This is a genomic window from Gammaproteobacteria bacterium (assembly GCA_013003425.1).
Lineage (GTDB): Bacteria > Pseudomonadota > Gammaproteobacteria > Steroidobacterales > JABDKV01 > JABDJB01.
Map to the genome: position 1 here is coordinate 1 of JABDJB010000037.1, position 17,359 is coordinate 17,359.

At 60.1% G+C, this 17,359-nt stretch carries 19 protein-coding genes; 10 read left to right on the forward strand and 9 right to left on the reverse strand.

Annotated features, from left to right (window positions below; translation table 11 throughout):
* The 6 genes from fadE to HKN06_05680 form a co-directional block, all read right to left on the reverse strand.
* Window positions 1–437, reverse strand: a 437-nt coding sequence (gene fadE / locus HKN06_05655; GenBank protein ID NNF60799.1) for an acyl-CoA dehydrogenase, incomplete at its 3' end; no start/stop codon positions are given.
* A gap of 392 nt (window positions 438–829) precedes the next feature.
* On the reverse strand, window positions 830–1,291 hold the full coding sequence (locus HKN06_05660; protein ID NNF60800.1) for a hypothetical protein: 462 nt from the start codon (window positions 1,289–1,291) through the stop codon (window positions 830–832).
* 58 nt (window positions 1,292–1,349) lie between these two features.
* Window positions 1,350–2,327 (reverse strand): malate dehydrogenase, encoded by a 978-nt coding sequence (locus HKN06_05665; protein NNF60801.1) that lies wholly within the window; start codon window positions 2,325–2,327, stop codon window positions 1,350–1,352.
* Window positions 2,328–2,396: 69 nt separating this feature from the next.
* Window positions 2,397–3,482, reverse strand: a complete 1,086-nt coding sequence (locus HKN06_05670) for a hypothetical protein (GenBank protein ID NNF60802.1) — start codon at window positions 3,480–3,482, stop codon at window positions 2,397–2,399.
* Window positions 3,475–4,035, reverse strand: a complete 561-nt coding sequence (locus tag HKN06_05675; protein NNF60803.1) for an RNA polymerase sigma factor — start codon at window positions 4,033–4,035, stop codon at window positions 3,475–3,477. Before HKN06_05675 ends, HKN06_05670 begins: the two co-directional genes overlap by 8 nt.
* Before the next feature lie 108 nt (window positions 4,036–4,143).
* Window positions 4,144–5,871: a VWA domain-containing protein gene (locus HKN06_05680; protein ID NNF60804.1), complete on the reverse strand. Its 1,728-nt coding sequence runs from the start codon at window positions 5,869–5,871 to the stop codon at window positions 4,144–4,146.
* Between the two features lie 154 nt (window positions 5,872–6,025).
* Between HKN06_05680 and HKN06_05685 the strand changes: the two genes are divergently transcribed.
* From HKN06_05685 to HKN06_05700, 4 genes are read left to right on the forward strand one after another with little or no spacing between them, the layout of a single operon-like run.
* Entirely contained in the window at window positions 6,026–6,391 is a 366-nt protein-coding gene (locus tag HKN06_05685; protein NNF60805.1) for a GntR family transcriptional regulator, read from the forward strand.
* The gene (locus tag HKN06_05690) at window positions 6,388–7,245 is read left to right on the forward strand and encodes an ABC transporter ATP-binding protein (GenBank protein NNF60806.1); all 858 of its coding nucleotides are present in this window, start codon (window positions 6,388–6,390) and stop codon (window positions 7,243–7,245) included. Before HKN06_05685 ends, HKN06_05690 begins: the two co-directional genes overlap by 4 nt.
* Window positions 7,242–8,192, forward strand: coding sequence for a hypothetical protein (locus tag HKN06_05695; protein NNF60807.1), 951 nt, complete (start codon window positions 7,242–7,244; stop codon window positions 8,190–8,192). The genes HKN06_05690 and HKN06_05695 overlap by 4 nt, the downstream gene beginning before the upstream one ends.
* 12 nt (window positions 8,193–8,204) lie before the next feature.
* A complete protein-coding gene (locus HKN06_05700) occupies window positions 8,205–8,531 on the forward strand; it encodes a BON domain-containing protein (protein NNF60808.1) in 327 nt (108 codons plus the stop codon).
* Here the strand turns inward: HKN06_05700 and HKN06_05705 are convergent.
* Window positions 8,515–9,174, reverse strand: coding sequence for an NAD(P)H-binding protein (locus tag HKN06_05705; GenBank protein NNF60809.1), 660 nt, complete (start codon window positions 9,172–9,174; stop codon window positions 8,515–8,517). The two genes, HKN06_05700 and HKN06_05705, sit on opposite strands and share 17 nt — an antisense overlap.
* Complete coding sequence (locus HKN06_05710; protein ID NNF60810.1) at window positions 9,171–9,407, reverse strand: GIY-YIG nuclease family protein; 237 nt, start codon at window positions 9,405–9,407, stop codon at window positions 9,171–9,173. Before HKN06_05710 ends, HKN06_05705 begins: the two co-directional genes overlap by 4 nt.
* A 93-nt stretch (window positions 9,408–9,500) precedes the next feature.
* On the opposite strand from HKN06_05710, the gene HKN06_05715 reads away from it, so the two are divergent.
* The 6 genes from HKN06_05715 (at window position 9,501) to HKN06_05740 (ending at window position 16,482) form a co-directional block, all read left to right on the forward strand.
* Entirely contained in the window at window positions 9,501–10,814 is a 1,314-nt protein-coding gene (locus HKN06_05715; GenBank protein ID NNF60811.1) for an amino acid permease, read from the forward strand.
* Between the two features lie 173 nt (window positions 10,815–10,987).
* Window positions 10,988–11,461 carry a ribosomal protein S18-alanine N-acetyltransferase gene (gene rimI, locus HKN06_05720; protein ID NNF60812.1) on the forward strand — a complete coding sequence of 158 codons (474 nt, stop codon included), beginning with the start codon at window positions 10,988–10,990 and terminating at the stop codon, window positions 11,459–11,461.
* Window positions 11,458–12,870 carry a hypothetical protein gene (locus HKN06_05725; protein NNF60813.1) on the forward strand — a complete coding sequence of 471 codons (1,413 nt, stop codon included), beginning with the start codon at window positions 11,458–11,460 and terminating at the stop codon, window positions 12,868–12,870. Before rimI ends, HKN06_05725 begins: the two co-directional genes overlap by 4 nt.
* Window positions 12,871–12,996: 126 nt before the next feature.
* The gene (locus tag HKN06_05730) at window positions 12,997–13,872 is read left to right on the forward strand and encodes a murein peptide amidase A (protein NNF60814.1); all 876 of its coding nucleotides are present in this window, start codon (window positions 12,997–12,999) and stop codon (window positions 13,870–13,872) included.
* Between the two features lie 14 nt (window positions 13,873–13,886).
* Complete coding sequence (locus HKN06_05735; protein ID NNF60815.1) at window positions 13,887–14,627, forward strand: SGNH/GDSL hydrolase family protein; 741 nt, start codon at window positions 13,887–13,889, stop codon at window positions 14,625–14,627.
* Window positions 14,628–14,670: 43 nt separating this feature from the next.
* Entirely contained in the window at window positions 14,671–16,482 is a 1,812-nt protein-coding gene (locus HKN06_05740; GenBank protein ID NNF60816.1) for an ABC transporter ATP-binding protein, read from the forward strand.
* Between the two features lie 103 nt (window positions 16,483–16,585).
* Here HKN06_05740 and HKN06_05745 read toward each other — a convergent pair whose 3' ends face one another.
* Entirely contained in the window at window positions 16,586–17,359 is a 774-nt protein-coding gene (locus tag HKN06_05745; protein ID NNF60817.1) for a hypothetical protein, read from the reverse strand.

A 17,359-nucleotide genomic window follows, 5' to 3' on the forward strand; every position in this document is an offset into this window, starting at 1 on the left:
ATGGATGCAGCAGTCGCGCTGCGGCTGGCGATTTTTGCCAGAACTTCCGAATGCGCCAGCGCGGAAAACTCCAGGCCGCCATAGCGTTTCGGAATAATCATGGCGAAAAAGCCATTGTCCTTGAGGAACTGCCAGGTGTCTTCGCTGAGATCGGCCAGCTCGTGGGTAACTTCCCACTCGTCGATCATGATGCACAGTTCTTCGACCGGTCCGTCGAGGAATTCCTGTTCTTCGGTGGTCAGCTCCGGGCGTGGATAGCCCAGCAGCTTTCCCCACTTGGGTTCGCCACCGAACAAGTCTCCATCCCACCACACGTCGCCGGCTTCCAGCGCGGCACTCTCGGTAGCGGACATCCGCGGGAGCACCTTGCGAAACAACTTGAGCACCGGCCGGCTGATGCGATTGCGGCGGAAATCGGTGAAGTTCAGCGCCACCATGGTGCCGAACAGGGCCAGCACCAGCAGGTTCCAGGCAAAACCACCGCTGCCGAATGCAAGGTAGGCAAAGACGGCAGCGCCGGCGATGATCGTGGAGGTGCGCAGGTCGACGCGCCGGTAGGCCAGCGTCAGGCCACCCCCGAGGAAGAGCAGAGTCCAGAACAAAAACGACACGGTCGGTCCCCTTATTCGATACAGAAGTGGGCGGATAGCGATTACTCGCTGGGGAGATCTCCAATATACCCCCGGTTGGTGCATTGCACAAATAGCATGAAGCTAACTCATTGATTTATATATATCAGAGCCGTTTCTGGCGGAGATGTTGTTTTACAAACGCCACAAAAAAGCCCCCGTCGAGGGGGCTTTTGCCAACTGTTCATGACGTGGGGTGGTCAGGTGGACCTGGGCGTTATCCGGGCATAGCCGTCGAGAAACAACACCCTCACACTGTCGCCGACGCGAAAGTCTGTTTTCGGGTCGATTTCCTGAACCACTGCAATGGTGTCACCGTCGCGTAGCGTTACGGTGATCTCGACACCCTTTCGGCGGGTAACGCCTTCTTCCACGGCGGCACCGGCGACGCCACCGACCGATGCGCCGACGACTTTCATCACCTTGCGCCCGCGCCCATCGCCGACTTCTTCAAAAGCGGTGCCGCCAATGATGGCACCAATAAGCGGCCCGATACGTGACTTGGTGCCCTCGATAGACACCAGCCGCAACTCCTCGATAGTGCCGTAGGTTACCTGTTGTGGAACACGGGCTTCGTGACGGCCATAGTGATCGCCGGTCAGGCGTGCAAGGCAACCGCTAAGGCCGGCAGCCAGCAGCAGGATAATCAGGAATCTGTACATTGTATTCTCGCTCTGTTCTTGCAGCATCGCCGCCCCAGGCTGAACGGCCGCTGAACCCCTAGAGCAGGTCTTTCACGCCGTCGCGTTCCTCTCTCAGTTCGGCATCGGACACCGACATTCGTTCCCGGCTGAAGCTGTCGATTTCCAGATCCTGCACAATGCTGTAATCGCCGTCATCACAGGTCACCGGGAAGGAATAGATCACTCCCTCGCCGATGCCATAGCTGCCGTCGGAAGGCACCGCCATGCTGACCCAGTCACCGACCGGCGTGCCGCGGGTCCAGTCCCGCATGTGGTCGATAGCCGCTGACGCCGCCGATGCTGCCGACGACGCGCCGCGCGCCTTGATGATTGCCGCGCCGCGCTGCTGCACAACCGGGATGAACTCCTCTTGCACCCAGCTGTTGTTGATGTGATCGCTTGCCGGTTTGCCCTTTATCAGGCAGTGGCTGACATCCGGGTACTGCGTCGCCGAGTGATTGCCCCAGATGGTCAAGCGTTTTATCGCTGTCACATGCACGTCGGACTTTGCTGCCAGCTGGCTGATGGCGCGATTGTGATCGAGTCGCGTCATGGCAGTGAAGTTGGCCGGGTTGAGGTCAGGTGCATTCGCGCGTGCAATAAGCGCATTGGTATTGGCCGGGTTACCGACAACGAGAATCTTGCAGTTGCGATGAGCGTGGTTGTTGAGCGACTTGCCCTGGGCCGAGAAAATGCCGGCGTTCTCGCGCAGCAGGTCTTTGCGTTCCATGCCAGGCCCGCGCGGTTTGGCGCCGACCAGCAGTGCATAGTCAGCATCTTCGAACGCAACGTCAGCCTGGTCCGTGGCGATGACGCCTACCAGCGTATTGAACGCGCAATCGTTCAGCTCCATCACCACGCCCTGCAAGGCCTGCAGCGCCGGCGGTATCTCCAGTAGCTGCAGCCGCACCGGTTGCTCTGCACCGAGCATCTGCCCCGAGGCAATGCGAAACGCCAGCTGGTACCCAATCTGGCCGGCCGCGCCGGTTATTGCAACGTTGACTGGTTTTTTCATCCCCGGAACTCCATCACGCGTGATCAGGCGGGAAATACTACCACCCGTTTCGACCAGCGGTAGCCCGGTTCAACGCTCGATCACGGCATCCTCGCGTCGCAGCGGGAAATCCGGCGGCAACGCATAGTCGGGGTAGTAATCGAGAAACTCTGCCAGCTGCATCCGCGCGCGGTCATTGTCGCCCCGGTCGACCAGTTGCGCTATATCACGCAGCCACTCCCGCGCGTCGGGAATGACAGCAGGCCTGATCGCCTCTTCGGCCCGCAGAGGGTAGCCTTGTGGCAACTGGTATTCCGGGTATTCAGCCAGGAACAAACCGAGTTCACGCCGTGCCGTCAGCTCGCGGCCGCTCTCATGCAGGCTGGCAATCTCATCCAGCCAGTCAACCGGCATCAGGCCGCCGCTTCTGCCGAGAGACTTACTCTGCCGGCTGTTGTTGGCCATTGCAGTATCGGCGGCCATCGGTGCAACCTGCGCGCCGCTCATGCGCGCATGTGGCCGGAGCCCGGCCGGCTCGCTCCCAGCATAGGCATCTGTCTCGGCCCGTTGCGGCAGTTGTGCTTGCGCATCTTCGCGTGGATATTCGCTACCGCTATCCCGGGATTCCTCAGCGGCCGCTTGTCTTTGCGGCTCGCTTTCTGCCGGCGTGATGGCGGCATCCGGCACGACGGCCTGCTGCTGTGCGCTGTCGGGCCGCTTGCCGGGCCCGTCATCGGCGGCGGTCGCCGAAACCGCCAGCGGCTGGTCGAAGGCGTTCGCCGGTGCGGGCGCCGCAGCAGGTTGAGCCGACTGGCCCGCCAGTTCACGTCGCGCCCTGTCGGTCGGCAACCGGTCGGCAAGTTCCGCCGGCACAGCGTCGGTCTCGACCATCGCCGGGGCTCGCTCCGGGGGCGGCGCTGTAGTTTCAAACACCCTCACAACCAGAGGAACCGCGAAGATTACCGTTGCTGCCAGCGCCGCCGGCATGGTCCAGCGACGCCAGCGATGTACCCGCACCACGGTATCGTCCTCTTTCGCGGCGACGCGGCGTGCCTCTGCCAGAATGCGTTCGTCCAGGTGAGCCGGCGGAACTGTCTCTTTCAGCTCGCCGTATGCGCGCATCACCGACGATTCATCTTTACGCCAGTCGCCCGGCTTGTCGGTTTTGTCACTCATGACCCGGTTCCTCCAGCGCATTGCGCAGTTTGCGCATGGCGTAGCGCAAGCGGCTTTTCACAGTTTCACGGCCGACTCCGGTAATTTCTGCTATCTCAGCGAGATCGAAGTCGCCCTCGGTGCGCAGCAGAAAAGCCTCACGCTGCTCACCGGGCAGTTGTGCAATTGCTGCCGCAAGCCGGGCGCCTGCTTGTGACAGCGCCGTGGCGCTTTCCGGATTGCCGGTGGCTGCATGCAGTTCATCCGGTTCGGCGGCCGCGCTCAGGTCGACGGCACTGCGTCCTTGCTTGCGTACATGATCGATAAAGCAGTTACGAGCGATCTGGAAAAGCCAGGTAGTAAATTTGGCGCGCGCCTCATAGCGTTCACGACTGCGTATTACCCTGATCCACACTTCCTGGAAAATTTCCTCGGCATTGGCTGCATGGTTGCACTGGCGCAGCAGGTAACGGTAGAGCGCACCCTTGTGTCTGCTGTACAGGGTCTCGAAAGCGCCGGCATCGCCATCGCGATACCGCAGCATGAGATCCCGGTCGTCGCCCGTCTGCAGCATGACCGGCAGCATAACGCTGCCGGTATCGCAGGGTCGAACCGCGCGGCCTCTGTCGGCCGCGGCACTGCCTGTTCCCGAGTCCAACGCGGTCCTGTCCCTGCCAGTGAATCAGTTGGCGACACGGTAGACGTGGCCGTCGACCTCAAGCGCGGCTGTCCGGCCGCTGAGCTCGATGGCCCGTTCCACCAGTTCGACAAACTCGGTGCGGTAGCCGTTGCGATCCCTGCCGGTAGAGCCGGCCGCCAGGGCGGCGATGGCTTCGAGTTCGAAGCCGTTGAGGTAATCACCACCACGCAGACGCTGGCCGAACGCAGCAACGGCGGCTGCAAAACGGAAATCGCGATGCATGCGCGTCATTTGATTGTGCGACACCGGTGTTTCGATCAGGCTGCTGTGATCTCCATCAGGCTGCTTGTATCGCAACCTGACGAAGGCCAGCTCTTCGTTGAGCATATCCGGTGTACCGCTTGCCGGTGCATAGCGCAGCGGCTCGTTGAGCTGCGCCGGGCTGCCTTTCAGTGTCACTTCGTACAGCGCTGTTACGGTATGGCCGGCACCAATCTCGCCGGCGTCGATCTGGTCGTTGTTGAAGTCTTCCCGTCGCAGCATGCGGTTCTCATAACCGACGAGTCGATACTCGGCCACAACATCAGGATTGAACTCCACCTGGATCTTGACGTCCCTGGCAATGATTTGCAGCGTAGAAGACATTTCCTCGACCAGCACCTTGCGTGCTTCGCGCCGGCTGTCGATATAGGCGTAATTGCCGTTACCGGCGTCAGCAATCTGCTCAAGCAGCTTGTCGTTGAAATTTCCGCTGCCGAAACCCAGCGCCGTCAGGGCGACGCCATTGCGGCGCTTTTCCTCGACCAGGTTGACCAGCGCCTCGAAATTAACAGTGCCTACATTGAAATCGCCATCGGTGGCCAGGATGACCCGGTTGATGCCGCCCTCGACGAAACCACGCCGGGCCATGTCGTATGCGAGATGTATGCCGGCGGCACCGTTTGTGCGCCCGGCAGCAGTCAGGTTGTCGAGCGCCGCCATAATGCGCGCTTTGTCAGCACCGCTGGTCGGTTCCAGAATGACACCCGCGCCACCGGCATAGCCGGCGATTGCAACAGAGTCGCGCGCTTCGAGATTGCGCGTCAACAGCTGAAGTGCATCTTTCAGCAGCGGCAGCTTGTCGGGGCTGCGCATCGATCCGGAGACGTCCACCAGGAATACCAGGTTGGCCGGTGGCCGCTCGTTAGCCGGCACCTCGAAACCTTTCAGTCCGATATGCATCAACAACGAATCCGGATTCCACGGCGTGGGGGCAACTTCTGTGATGACACTAAAGGGTGTGTCAGGCGTGTCCGGGGCGGGGTAGTTGTAAGAGAAATAGTTGATCAGTTCCTCGACGCGTACGGCATCCTGCGGCGGCAACTGCCCGTCGCCAAGGAAGCGACGCACGTTTGAATACGAGCCGGTATCGACATCGATACTGAAAGTTGAAACCGGATCGATGCGTGCCAGCTTCACCGGGTTATTGTCGTAGCTGGCGTAATTCTCGCGATTCACTGGTTCAACTGGCGCGCGCGGACAACAGCGCGCCTGCTTGTGCTGGCCGGTCAGCACAGCTGTCGACGACCCCGCCACAGGTTGGGGTGCGTATGCGGCCTGTTCGCGGGCGACAGCCCGGTCCACCCGGTTGCCGGCCGCGGTTATATCTTCTTCAGCCCGCAATTCGGGCTCGGCCCGGGTGGCCTGGCGCTCATACCCGGTGCCGGCGCAGGCGGTCAGCGCGGCAACGGCACCGGTCAGCAACATTTTCGATAAGTAACTGTTTTTCATTGCAATGCTCCCTGTGAGCAGTGGTAGGTATTGAGTGAAACGCCGGCCGGCCGCCAATGGGGTTAAGAGGGGGTCTTGTAATTGCCAGCTATGGTGTTATAGTCATGTATAACACTACTGCACCAAGAGCGGTGCATGCCCTTCGGAGAATGCCTTGGATCCTAACTGGAACGACAGCCAGCCCATCTATCGCCAGCTGCGCGACAAGGTGGTGACCATGATTCTGGAGGGCGTGCTGCGAGATGGTGACGCATTGCCCTCGGTGAGGCAGGTCGCCGGGGAATACCAGCTCAATCCGCTGACAGTTATGAAGGGTTACCAGGAACTGGTTGACGAGGACCTGGTGGAGAAGAAACGTGGCCGCGGGATGTTTGTAAAGGAGGGGGCGCAAAAAGCCCTGCTGCGCGACGAGCGCGCGCGATTCCTCGATGATGAATGGCCGCAGGTCGTGGCACGAATAAAACGGCTCGGGCTGAAAGTGAGCGAGCTCCTGGCAAAACTCAACGGAGAGGAACGTTGAACAACATCGTAACGGCACGCGGGCTGCGCAAACGCTTTGGTGACGTACATGCCCTTGACGGCGTGGACTTCAGCATCCCGCCAGGCCGCATTGTCGGTTTGATCGGGCCCAACGGTGCCGGCAAGACCACCGCACTGAAAGCGATCCTGGGTCTGACCCGTTTTGAGGGCGAGCTTGATGTGCTCGGCTGCGACCCCTACCGCGAGCGCGCGAAGCTGATGCAAAGCGTGTGTTTCATAGCAGACGTTGCGATCCTGCCGCGCTGGCTCAAGGTGAGTCAGGCGCTGGACTTCGTTGCCGGCGTCCATCCGCGTTTTAATCGCGATCGCGCCGAGGCGTTCCTGGCGAGAACCAATATCAGCCGCCAGCAGAGAGTACGCACATTGTCTAAAGGTATGGTAGCGCAGCTGCATCTGGCGCTGGTTATGGCTATTGATGTACAGCTGCTGGTGCTGGACGAACCGACTCTTGGCCTGGATATCCTGTATCGCAAGAAATTCTACGAGACGCTGCTGAACGATTACTTCGATGAGCAACGCACGATTGTGGTCACCACCCACCAGGTCGAGGAAGTAGAGAATATCCTGACCGATCTGCTGTTCATCAATAACGGTCGAATCGTGCTGAACGAAAGCATGGACGATGTGGCCGAAAAATATGTCGAGCTGTTGGTAAAGCCGGAACATTCCGACGCAGCCCGTGCATTGGGCGCCATACACGAACGCGAGGTGCTGGGCAAACGGCTGTTTCTTTTCCAGGACGTCGCACGCGACCGCTTATCAGAGTTGGGTGAACTGCATCGCCCCAGCATTGCCGATCTTTTTGTTGCCAAGATGCAGGGGGTAGCAGCATGAAGACGTTCTCGTGGTTACTGCGGCGAGAAGTGTGGGAACACCGATCAGTTTATCTCGTGCCGCTGGTGTTCCTCAGCCTGCTGGTTCTGGTGTACAGCTACGGCCTGCTGGTGCACGGACCGACCGGCATGGTCGACTTTCACAGCGATCACGGCGCGATGAGTTTCAGCGACGCCCTGGAGGAGCCGCAGGCACGCATGGCGTTCAAGCTTGCGGCAGGCGGTTTACCTTTTATCGTGCCGGCAATACTGCTCAATGCAGCCATGCTATTTGTATGGTTTTTCTACCTGACCGATGCTCTGTACGCTGATCGCCGCGATCGCAGCGTGTTGTTCTGGAAGTCGTTGCCGGTAAACGACGCTTCGGCCGTCCTGTCGAAGTTTGTTACCGCAATGGCCGTAATTCCATTGTTCACTCTGGCCGGTGTGCTTGTTGCCGCGACATTCATGACGCTGGCCAATACGGTGTTTGCCTGGCTGATCGGGGCAAGCGCATGGGAGCTGATCTGGTCGCAGATACCAATGTTCTCAGCACCGCTGACCCTGTTATACGCCTTCGCCGTCCAGTCATTGTGGTACGCGCCGCTATTTGGCTGGCTGCTGCTGGCTTCTGCCTGGGCGCGGCGGGTTCCGGCGTTGTGGGCAATCCTGCCCCCCGCCGCCGCTGCGCTGCTGGAAGTGGCTGTTTTACGCAGCTCCAATTTTGCCGAGTTGCTCGCGGTCCGGCTCACGCCGATAGTGCCGACTGCATATCGTGACGAGGAAATGGGCCGCGTACTCGACCGGGTGCACTACAGCGGTGAGGACATCGACTGGACCCAGGCGTTCGGCACCCTGATCGATCCGCAGTCATTCCTGGCTGAACCGGGCATGTGGGGCGGGCTGGTAGTCGCGGCAATTTTTGTCGGTGCAGCGGTCTGGCTGCGTCGTTATCGCGACGAGAACTGAGGAGTAGACAGAATGTCACGCTGGCTTGCACTGGTAGTTATAAGCGCACTGGTCATTAGTGGATTAAGCGGCTGTGTGCTGGTTGTAGCCGACGAAGGGGTTACCCACGATTTCGTGGTTGAGCGCGGCAGTAACCTGGCCCGCAGCATCCAGCGCGATATCGATAATGATGCTGCGCTGGCAGTCAGCGATATCGAGATAAGCGAGGACGATGGCATCGTGACTTTGCACGGCCGGGCAGAAAACCTCGGCGCGGTCCAGCATGCAATAGACGTGGCGGCACGTTACGAGGAAGTTTCTGCTGTTGTGTCGCGGCTGCGGGTCAAGGTCGAGCTGTAGCAGCAAGCCGCTCGATTTGTCTGCCCTGCACAATTTTGCGGCCGGTAATACCGGTGCGATCGAGTCCGATCATGGCCGCGGCTACTGTGTCAGCATTCACGGCGCGGTAATTTGACAGCCTTCCGGCGAGCAGCGGGTTTATCAGCCGTGTCGCCCACTTGCCAAGCAATTCCGCCGGCCGCAGTTCGGCGCGTTCACCGAGCAGCAGTGAAGGCCGGATAAATGCATATCCGGTAAATCCTGCGTTTTCAATGCTGATCTCCATTTCACCTTTGATGCGCAGGTAGAAACTGGAAGAACTGGCATCGGCACCGACTGACGAGACTATGACAGCAGTGGTGCACCCGGCAGCGCGTGCGGCAGCGGCCAGTTTGACGACCAGATCGAGGTCGATTGCGCGGAATGCGTCCTGGCTGCCAGCCTTGCGAATGGTTGTACCGAGGCAGCAAAAAAACGTGTCAGCAGCCGGCACTTCAACCGTGCCGGAAAAATCCGTGACCAGGTGTGTTACGCACTGATGTTCGAACGCCGGCGCACGACGGCCAACGGTTGTTACCGTGTAGCCGCCCTGTGCCGCAAGCTGAGCGAGCAACCGGCCGCCGACCAGTCCGGTGGCGCCCGCCAGTAACGCGTGCCGGCTCACGCCGGACATCCTGCTTCAACGAGCGCCCGCTTCGCTGCACTGGTCATGCGTTTTATGGCTGCTTCGCGTTTTAGCGCTGCGCCACGACTGGCTGCCTGCTCGCTATAGACGAGGCCTACCGGAAGACGGGTGCGTGTATAACGCGATCCGCTGCCATCGTTGTGGGCTGCAATGCGTCGCTCAAGGTCAGTAGTGATGCCGGTATACAGGCTGTCATCCGCGCATCGCACCATGTATACAACCCAGTTCTGCGTGCTGCTCACAACACAGTTGTAACACCACCCGACGGTGACCACCAGTCATGCTAGTGTGCGGCTGAGCAGACTATGACCAGATTCCGCTACACCGCGATCATCGCTGTGGTTGTCGCCAACATGGTTGGTACCGGCGTGTTCACCAGCCTGGGCTTCCAGTTGCTTGAAATCAGCTCGGGATTCGTCCTGATGATGCTGTGGGCGGTTGGCGGCGTCATCGCGTTGTGCGGAGCCATGAGCTATGCAGAACTTGGCGCGGCATTGCCGCGGTCGGGCGGCGAGTACAATTTCCTGTCGCGCATCTATCATCCGGCCGCCGGTTTCGTGTCCGGGTGGGTTTCAGCGACTATCGGTTTTGCTGCGCCCACGGCGTTGGCAGCGATAACTTTCTCCGCTTATGCAACGTCGGTATTTCCGGCTGCACGACATGACTGGTTGCAGAAGGTGCTCGCCAGCCTACTGGTTGTTGTGCTTGCCCTGGGCCACGCAGGTACGCGTCGCAACAGCAGCAGTCTGCAGATGATCTTCACAATATTGAAGGTGATGGCGATCTGCGTGTTTTGCATCGCGGCGTTGCTGGTTGTCGAGTCACCCCAGCCGGTTGAATTCCTGCCGCAACCGGGCGACGCAAGCCTGCTTGGCAGCGCCAGCTTTGCAGTGGCCCTGATTTACGTCAGTTATGCGTATACCGGCTGGAATGCAGCAACCTATCTGAGTGGGGAACTGGACAGACCGCAGCGCTACCTGCCGCTTATCCTGCTGTCCGGTACGCTGCTGGTTATGCTGCTCTACCTGGCGCTCAACTACGTATTCCTGCGTGTCGGGCCAATGGACCAGATGCGCGGTCAGGTGGAGATCGGCTTTATCGCAGCGGAAGCCGCCTTTGGGCCAACCGGCGGCAAGCTGGCTGGCGTAGTGCTTGCAGCGCTGCTCATATCAACTGTCAGCGCGATGACCTTAGCCGGGCCACGGGTGTTGCAGGTAATCGGCGAGGATTTTTCTGCGTTGCGTTTCCTGGCACGCACAAATTCCGATGGAGTGCCAACGCTTGCGATCATGCTGCAATCTTTGCTGGCGGTTGTATTCATTATTACCTCCGGGTTTGAATCGATACTGGTCTTTGCCGGCTTCACTCTTGCGCTGAACAGTTTTGTAACCGTATTCGGCGTCTTTGTGCTGCGCTGGCGCCAGCCCGGGCTGCGCCGCCCATACCGCGTCTTTGCCTACCCCCTGCCGCCTTTGGTCTATCTCATGCTTACCGGCTGGACGCTGGTTTTTGTCCTGATCGAAAAGCCTGTCGAAGGCCTGTTTGGCCTCGGGATCATTGCGGTGGGGCTGATTTTTCATTTTTTCACGCGCCGTGCTGCCGCCACTGGGACGACGTGACCAGCGTATACAAGTTGCCACTGGCGCCCGGCACCCACCTGCTGACACAATAGCGTTATGCAACCAGCGTTCGCCGTGCTGATTCGATTGATTGCCAGTAGCTGCAGTGCGGTCTGGTGCGAGCTGCCGCAGCGGTCGGGATTTGTCCGCAGCAACACCGGGAGGGCGGCCCGATGACGCCCGCGGTTACTCTGCGACTGGCCGTTCCGGCTGATGCAGAGATGATTGCGGCAATGTCGCGCAAACTGGTCGAGCACGGGCTGCGCTGGACCTGGCGCCCCGAGCGCGTGGCGCGCCACATCGAACGGCGCGATACTGCGGTCCTGGTTGCGCTGGATGGCCGCCGTCTTGCCGGCTTTTCCATCATGCATTTTGGTGACGATGCGGCCCATCTGAACCTGCTTGCCGTCGAACCCAGTTACCGCAATACTGGCGTCGGCAGTCGCATGCTCAAGTGGCTGGAAGAGACGGCACGTGTAGCCGGTGTTTTTTCCGTGTCACTGGAGGTGCGTGTCAGCAATCGCGCGGCATCCAGTTTTTATCGCACGCTTGGTTATCGCGAGACCGCTGTGCTGCATGGTTATTACCAGGGTATTGAAGATGCCGTGCGAATGCATCGTGACCTGAGCGTTACCGTCAACTCTTGATTCGTCCTGCCTTTCTGCTGTTGTTATTTTTCGCTTTGCACGCGGCGCTGGCCGGCGTGCACGATGATATTGGTTTTACGCGTCTGAAAAACGAGCTTGGAGACAAGCTGCCAACCGGCGCCGGTATTCTCATCGGCCAGGTCGAGTCACCACTTGGCGTTGACCATGACAACAAAGAGGCAACCCTGAAGGTAAATACCTGGGTGCCGAACCCGAAGGCATCAGGACTGCGTGATGTCGCTATCGTCAACTACCGGGAAGCAAGCGAAGGCGTGTATTCCGGTCACGCGACGGCGGTGGCCCGGCGCCTGGCGGGCAGCGGCCGCAACCAGGGTCTGGTCAGTGATCTTGCCGAACTCAGGGTGTATTCAACCGGTCATTACCTGGGTGGCGCATTGCTGCAGACAAGGCGTGCTGGTGCGCCCATGGCAATCCCGTTGCGTTTGATAAACCACAGCTGGGCCGGTAATGGCCGCAATTCGGAGATCCTGCGCCGCAGTGACTGGTTGACCGAAAAGGATGAGGTAATACAGGTTGTCGGCGTTAGCAATGCCAAAGACAAGGTTAATACCTCCTACATGGCCGCAGCAGTCAATGCGATAGTAGTCGGTCGCAGCGATGCAAATCACAGCGTTGGTACACCGGCGATAGACGATATTTACCTCAGCGGACGTGCCCGGCCCCACCTCGTGGCGCCGTTGAAGACCGGCAGCGCAGCCGCACCTACCGTGTCATCTGCTGTCGTGCTGCTGCTTGAGGTCGCAGCGAATCCGGCGCTCTCCAGCCGTGCTCAGCCATTCATCAATCGTGGCGGCATACAAATTTACGACGCCGGCAGATCGGAAGTGATGCGCGCGGTACTGATGGCCGGTGCTACCCGCAAGACGCGAAACAGCAGTCACGGGGATATTGCCGGATACCGTGACGTCGCAGAAAACCGGATGCCCAACGGGCTCGATCGTCGATATGGTGCCGGTCAGCTCGATATTTACAACGCCTGGAAAATCCTGACCGCCGGCGAGCAGGAAAACGTGTCACGTCCATGCGGGTTTGACTACGAACCGGCTCTTGCTGCGGGAGGTGTGCGCGACTACGAGTTGCCGATGTCCGGCGCCGGCGGCCAACTGGCTGCAACGGTGTCCTGGAATCTTCTGTTCCCGGCGGCGCGCGGGGACAACATCGACCTGAGTGCCCGGCTCAATCGCCTGGAGCTCAGCCTGATCGAGGTGAGCGGTGATGGCGAGCGGGTCGTCAGGGAATCGGCCAGTCCGGCAGATACTACGCAATCGCTGTACGAAACGCTGCAACCCGACACTGCTTACCTGCTGCGTGTTACCCGGGCAGACGCCGCAGCCGGTAGTCAGGATTTCGCGCTGGCATGGCATGTCATCAGTAATGAAGCGCCATAACGGGCTGAACAGGCAGGGACTGCACATGCTAATTGATTGTCCGGCAGGGTAGAATAGGCCGGGTAATCACATGGCGGTGACAACTAAGGAGTCCGGGTGCGTTTCACCTTTAGTCTGATACTCGTGATGCTGGCCAGCATTGCGACAGCCGAGGACCGGCTGGCAGAAGAGCTCGACTCATTCTGCAAGCGCGTCGATGCCAAGCTCAGCTCGGTCAATCGCGGTGAGTGCCTTCGTCTCGGTCTGGTCGACAGCGGCGCTGATTCCAACGAGGCAACACCCCTGTGGTACCGGGATTTTGAACCCGATGAGCCGGTCGCGCGCGTGTTGCTGATTGGTGGCATCCACGGCGACGAGTACAGCTCTGTCAGCATAGTGTTCAAATGGCTGGCGATGCTTGAGGAAAACCTCGGTGAAAGGTTTCACTGGCGTGTGGTACCGGTGCTCAATCCTGACGGACTCCTCCGACCGCCGCGCATGTCGTCCCGCATGAACGCCAACGGTGTCGACCTGAACCGCAATTTCCCTACCCCAAACTGGGATGAAGAGGCGCATGAGTACTGGATAAAGCGGACCTGGAAAAACAAGCGTCGCTATCCCGGACCGGCGGCCCTCAGCGAACCTGAAACAAGCTGGCTGGTTGAGCAGATCGAGAGCTTCCAGCCTCATGCCGTCGTTGCCGTGCACGCGCCACATGGCGTTGTCGATTTTGATGGGCCGCGCGTGCCGCCGCGTCAGCTGGGTCCACTCGAACTGCGGTTGCTCGGTACGTATCCGGGTTCTATGGGACGGTACATTGGTGTACACCGCGGTATCCCGCTATTGACGCTGGAACTGGAGAGCGCCTTCGGCATGCCTGTGTATGAAGAGGTCCACGCGATCTGGTACGACATGCTCGGTTGGCTGCACGAGAAGATTGCAATTCCTCTCAAGCTGGCGAGGGAAAGCGAAGCTGCCAACGACCTGATACGGGTAGGCCCCAAGCCGGACAACGAGGGTTGAGTCAGGCGGCCCGCATGAACACAACCGGCCGCTTTTTTGCCCATGGTTCAGTCTTGCTGGCCCCGCTGCTCTACGCACAGGGGCTGTACACTCGCTCGAAGATTTCCCGCCTGCCGGAGGCCGCGGGACCGCGCAGCGGCCGGGTGGCGGGTGGCGCAAGTGTATTGCGGCTGCTATTGCTCGGCGAATCTACAGTGGCCGGTGTAGGTGCTGCCAGCCACGACGAGGGACTGGCCGGGCAGGCCGCGGGCGCAGTCAGCGCCATGACCGGCTCGACAGTCGACTGGCGTGTGCACGCGGCTAACGGTGTAACGGCAGCCGGATTGCGTGCCAGCCTCAATGAACTGCCCCCCGATACGCGGGCGGACCTTATTGTTGTGGGTCTCGGTGCCAATGACGTATTCCGCCTGCAGGGGCCGGTTGGCTGGGAGCGGGACCTTCAGGCACTGATTGACGACGTGCGCGAGCGCTGCGGTTTTGCCCCGGTAATTCTTTGCGCCATGCCGCCGATTGGTCATTTCCCTGGCCTGCCACAGCCGTTGCGCAGCGTGCTCGGTTTGCGTGCAAAGCTACTTGACCATGCCACCGAAAAACTGGCGGGCCGCAAGACAAGCGTCCACTATCTGCCATTCGAACTGGAAATGGATCCGGCGCTGTTTTCTGCTGACGGCATACATCCGTCGACCCAATGCTACGCGCTGTGGGGTGATGCTATAGCCCGGCTGGCTATCGAACACCTGCCGGCGCGTGGCTGAATAGAAGTTCTGCGTGGCCGACGCGGCCGAACAAACTCCCTCGATAGCATCGCCCTCGCGCTTTCTCGGTGTATTCCGTTACAGTCGCCGTGCGCTGCAGCTGGTGTGGAGTACGAGTGCCCGCCTCGCCATCGTACTCGGGATCTTCACGCTTGTTGCCGGGGTGCTGCCGGCAGCGGTTGCCTGGGTTGGTCAACTGATTGTCGACAGCGTGGTCGCGGCCATCGAGCTGCACAGGAGCAGTACCGGCGACGGCACACAGCGCGTGCTGAAATTTGTCGCGCTGGAAGCAGCAATTGTCATTGCCATCGCCGGCGCACAACGCGGAATCAATGCCTGCCAGTCGCTGCTGCGCGCACTGCTTGGCCAGCGTGTCAACGTGATGATCCTGGAGAAAGCGCTGACGTTGCGGCTGGCGCAGTTCGAGGATTCGGAGTTTTACGACAAGCTGACGCGGGCAAGACGGGAGGCGTCCAGCCGGCCTCTGTCACTGGTCAAACGCACGTTCGCGCTGGTGCAAAATGCCATCTCGCTGATCAGTTATGCAATTTTGCTGGTGCGGTTCTCACCGTGGGCTGTTGTAATCCTGGCGCTGGCCGGCTTGCCCGCGTTCGTCGCTGAAGCCAAGTTTTCCGGCGATGCATTCCGGCTGTTTCGCTGGCGATCGCCCGAAACCCGCAAGCAGATGTACCTGGAAATGGTGCTGGCGCGCGAGGACAGTGCCAAGGAGGTCAAGCTGTTCAAGCTCGGGCCGCTGCTGCTGGATCGTTACCGCAAAATTTTCGACAAGCTGTTCGCTGAAGACCGCTTACTTACCCTGCGCCGCGACACATGGGGTTTTGTGCTCGGCCTGATCAGCACGGCGGCCTTTTATGGCGCATACGCCTGGATCGCAGTGGAAACCGTGCGTGGCCAGATCACGCTGGGAGAAATGACCATGTACCTGCTGCTGTTCAAGCAGGGTCAGGCGGCAGTGGCGTCCGCGTTGCAGTCGATCAGCGGCATGTACGAGGACAATCTCTACTTGTCCACCCTGTACGAGTATCTGGAACAGGATGTGCCGGGTGCCGGCGGCGAAGCGGTGCGTGGGCCCAAACCGGGTGATGGCGTGCGTTTTAACGACGTGTCGTTTACCTATTCCGGTGCAGCGGAGCCGGCCCTGCGTGATATTTCTTTTCACCTGAAACCCGGCCAGAGCCTTGCGCTGGTGGGGGAAAACGGCGCCGGCAAGACAACCCTGGTCAAACTGCTCACCCGTCTGTACGAACCCGACTCTGGCAGTATCACGCTGGACGGCAAGGACCTGAGCGAATGGGACATTGAAACGTTACGGGAGCGGGTTGGGGTAATTTTCCAGGACTTTGGCCGCTACCAGTTCCCGGTCGGCGAAAACATTGGCGCGGGCGACGTCGAACACTTCGATGATGAGGCGCGGTGGCGCGCGGCGGCGGAAAAAGGCCTGGCCGCGCCGTTTATCGATACCATGCCGGAAGGCTACGCGACCCAGCTCGGCCGCTGGTTCGCCAAAGGCCGCGAGTTATCCGGCGGACAGTGGCAGAAGATTGCCCTGTCACGAGCCTTCATGCGCATCAATGCTGACATTCTCGTGCTGGACGAACCCACAGCGGCGATGGATGCTGCCGCCGAGGCCGAAGTATTCGATCACTTCCAGCGCCTGAAAGAAAAGCGCATCGCCATACTGATCTCGCATCGTTTTTCCACTGTGCGGATGGCAGACCAGATCATGGTCATCGAAGACGGCCGCATCGTCGAGAGCGGCAGCCACGATGAGCTCATGCAGACCGATGGTCGCTATGCCCGACTGTTCGAACTGCAGGCGCGCGGCTACCGATAGTCTGGCGGGCCGCGACTACCTGCGATGGAGTTTGGCGGCGCGCTCTTGTGGGAGCGGCTTCAGCCGCGACAATGGTTAGCGGGCCGGGCCGGGTCGGCGATTGTTAGCCGGAGGTCCAGTCGAGTGAGCCGCGCAGTTGTGGTGGGATGCGTGTTGCGAAATGCTCCTGCATCGTTTCACGGCCCCCACCCTTGCCGCTGCGAAACACAATGGTGATAACCTGCTTGGTGAAATTCTTCTGTTCGCCGAGGATCAGGCAGCCGGTATCGGCCAGCACCTTGCGATACGCCTGCGCCGCTTCGGGCAGCGTCTCGGCTGCCAGACCCTTGATGCTCACGCTGTAAACCCGGCGGCTTTCCAGCACATAGATGAGGACAAAGCCAAACACGGTGGTAAGCACGGCAACGTGTGGCAGGTTAAGGCCGCAGCACAGCCCGATCAGCGTCACCAATATCGCCATGCCGGTTTGCGCCGGCGAGCCGAAATTTGTTCGGAAGCGCAGCAACCCGCCGATGCCAAATACAACCAGGCCGACAATCGGGCCGTATTTCAGCACCAGGGTACCGATGATGGCACCGACGACGCCAAAGATGACATAGGACTTCGGCTTGTCGAGCTGGGTCGGGCTGCCAAAGTTGCCGTAGGTTCGCGGATGGAAACCGATGATTGCGCTCAGTACTGTCGCAAGCACCAGCGACACCAGCAGGTTGAACAGGAAGCCTACATCGCCAAACGCTACCCAGCCTTCACTCATGCCGCCAAGCGTGGTCTCGGTCACTTCGGAAAACGGCTCCACCTGCCCAATTGCCGCGCCCGGCAGCAGAACTGCGGTCAGCAAAACATGACGGACAACCCGCATGACCTGGCGCATCTTCAC